The sequence below is a fragment of the Hydrogenophaga sp. genome, from assembly GCF_022844385.1.
Taxonomy (GTDB): domain Bacteria; phylum Pseudomonadota; class Gammaproteobacteria; order Burkholderiales; family Burkholderiaceae_C; genus Hydrogenophaga.
Genome location: NZ_JALHLX010000233.1, coordinates 1 through 2,765, shown reverse-complemented (window position 1 = coordinate 2,765; position 2,765 = coordinate 1). Strand labels below are relative to the sequence as shown.

General features: G+C 66.0%; 3 protein-coding genes. 2 read left to right on the top strand and 1 reads right to left on the bottom strand.

Translation table 11 applies throughout. The features are described from left to right. Positions 1-1,431 (top strand): radical SAM protein (locus Q0C59_RS19515; protein ID WP_291218710.1); only part of this gene is annotated, 1,431 nt, incomplete at its 5' end. Positions 1,432-1,489: 58 nt separating this feature from the next. On the opposite strand, the gene Q0C59_RS19510 is transcribed toward Q0C59_RS19515, so the two are convergent. Next, the gene (locus tag Q0C59_RS19510) at positions 1,490-2,149 is read right to left on the bottom strand and encodes a DsbA family oxidoreductase (protein ID WP_291218708.1); all 660 of its coding nucleotides are present in this window, start codon (positions 2,147-2,149) and stop codon (positions 1,490-1,492) included. Between the two features lie 86 nt (positions 2,150-2,235). On the opposite strand from Q0C59_RS19510, the gene Q0C59_RS19505 reads away from it, so the two are divergent. Next, on the top strand, positions 2,236-2,765 hold a 530-nt coding region (locus Q0C59_RS19505), incomplete at its 3' end, for a shikimate dehydrogenase (RefSeq protein ID WP_291218706.1).

The following is a 2,765-nucleotide window of genomic DNA, read 5'->3' as shown; positions in this document are numbered from 1 at the left end:
TACGCCGAGTCGCTCGCCAGCAGCCAGCCGACCTTCGAGCCCATGGCCGCCGCGCTCGCCGCGCCCTTCACGCTGGTCGACGAGATCCTGCACACCCTCACGCTGGCCACGCTCTCACAGCACAAGCCCGACCTGGTGCTGCTCTCGGTGCCCTTCCCCGGCGCGCTATACGCCGCGCTGCGCATCGCGCAGACCATCAAGGCGCAGAACCCGCACATCACGATCGCGCTGGGGGGCGGCTTTGTGAACACCGAGCTGCGCGAGCTGGCCGAGCCGAGGTTGTTCGACCTGGTGGATTTCGTGACGCTGGATTCGGGCGAGCGACCTTTGCTGGCTCTGATGGAGTACCTGCAGCGCAAGCGCTCCAAGCAGCGCCTGGTTAGAACCTTTGTGCGCGAGAGCCCTCACCCCAACCCTCTCCCAGAGGGAGAGGGAGCCGATGCGGGAACGGTGCGCTACATCAACTTCGTCGAGCCCGAGGTGCCGTTCGAAGAGGTCGGAACGCCCACCTGGGACGGCCTGCCGCTGGACCGGTATCTCAGCCTGCTCGACATGCTCAACCCCATGCACCGGCTCTGGAGCGACGGGCGCTGGAACAAGCTCACCGTGGCGCACGGCTGCTACTGGAAGAAGTGCAGCTTCTGCGATGTGAGCCTGGACTACATCAGCCGCTACGAGACCGCATCGGCCGCCACGCTGGCCGACCGCATCGAGACGATCGTGAGCGAGACCGGCCAGACCGGATTTCACTTTGTGGACGAAGCCGCGCCTCCGAAGGCCCTGAAAGCCCTGGCCGACGAACTCATCAGCCGCCAGTTGCCCATCTCCTGGTGGGGCAACATCCGGTTTGAAAAAACCTTCACGCCCGAGCTCTGCCAGTTGCTCGCCGACAGCGGCTGCATCGCGATGAGCGGCGGGCTCGAAGTGGCGTCCGACCGGCTGCTCACGCTGATGAAAAAGGGCGTGACGGTGGAGCAGGTGGCGCGCGTTACCAAAGGCTTCTCGGACGCCGGCATCCTGGTGCACGCCTACCTCATGTACGGCTTTCCCACCCAGACGGTGCAAGACACGGTGGACGCGCTGGAGTACGTGCGCCAGCTGTTCGAGAACGGCTGCATCCAGAGCGGCTTTTTCCACCGATTCTCGTGCACCGTGCACTCACCCGTGGGCCTGGACCCCGCCGCCTACGGCATCGAACTGATCCCGCTGCCCCCGGTGACCTTTGCCAAGAACGACATCGGCTTCATCGATCCCAGCGGCGTCGACCACGACGCACTCGGCGTGGGCCTGCGCAAGGCGATCTACAACTACATGCACGGCATCGGGCTCGACGAAGACGTGCGTGCATGGTTCAGCCACTTGCCGGGCAAGGTGCCCAAGCCAACCGTGGGCAGGAACCGCATCGCGAAAGCGCTCGCCCAGCCGGCGTAATGTGCCTTCACTCCCTCTCCCTCTGGGAGAGGGCTGTGGTGAGGGCTCCCCCCACCCGTCAAGCCATTTCCGAAGCAATCTGCCTCAACGCCTGCTCAAACACCGCCGCTGGCTGCCCACCCGAAATCAAATGCCGGTCGTTGACGATCACCGCCGGCACCGAGTGGATGCCCACGCTGGTGTAGAAGCCCTCGCGCTCGCGCACGGCCTGTGCAAACTCGTCGCTCGCCAGGATGGCTTGCGCACGGGCCTCGTCCAGCCCGACCTCCCGCACGCAGCCCAGCAACACGCCGTGGTCGCCCATGGCTTCCGAGCGTGTGTGGCAGGCCGCGAGCAGTGCCTTCTTCAAAGCATGCTGCTGCCCCGGCGCGCCTTCGTGCTCAGCCCAGTGCAGCAAGCGGTGCGCATCAAAGGTGTTCCAGATCCGGCCCCGGCCTTCGGGGTTGAAGGCAAAGCCCACCTCGGCGCCGCGCGCGCGGATGGTGTCGCGGATCTGCACCTGCTGCTCGGCGGTGGAGCCGTACTTTTGCGTCAGGTGTTCGCCGATGTCCTGGCCTTCGGCAGGCATCTTAGGGTTGAGTTCAAACGGCTGAAAGTGCAGCTCGGCCGACACCTCGCCTTGCAGCTTGCCCAGCGCTTCTTCGAGCGCGCCCAGCCCGACAGCGCACCAGGGGCACGAAACATCGGACACAAAATCGATCTTGAGGGATGTGGTCATGCCAGCGATGGTAGGCCGTGGCCCTTGACCGCAAACCCGACAGGGGCTTGCGCGACAATCCCCGCACCCCCATTGAATGCACCCACATGACCGACCGTTACGCCGTCATCGGCCACCCCATCGGCCACAGCAAGTCGCCCCTGATCCACAGCCTGTTTGCGCAAGCGACCGGGCAGGACATCGCCTACACCGCCATCGAAGCCCCGCTGGACGGCTTCAACCAGACCGTATTGGGCTTTCGGGCCGACGGGGGACGCGGTGTGAACGTGACCCTGCCATTCAAGCTGCAGGCCTTCCAGATCGCCACCGAGCCCAGCGAGCGCGCCCGGCTTGCCGGCGCAGCCAACTGCCTCAAGTTCGAAGGCGACCGCATCCCGGCCGACAACTTCGACGGCGTGGGTCTGGTCAGGGACCTGCAGCACAACCTGGGCTGCCCACTGGTCGGCAAACGTGTGCTGCTGCTGGGCGCGGGCGGCGCCACGCGCGGCGCGCTGCTGCCGATCGCGGCCCAGGGGCCCGCACTCGTTGCGGTGGCCAACCGCACAGCCGACAAGGCCCACGCGCTCAGGCGCGACTTCGCAGCACACGCCCAACTGCTCTCGGGCGGATACGCCGA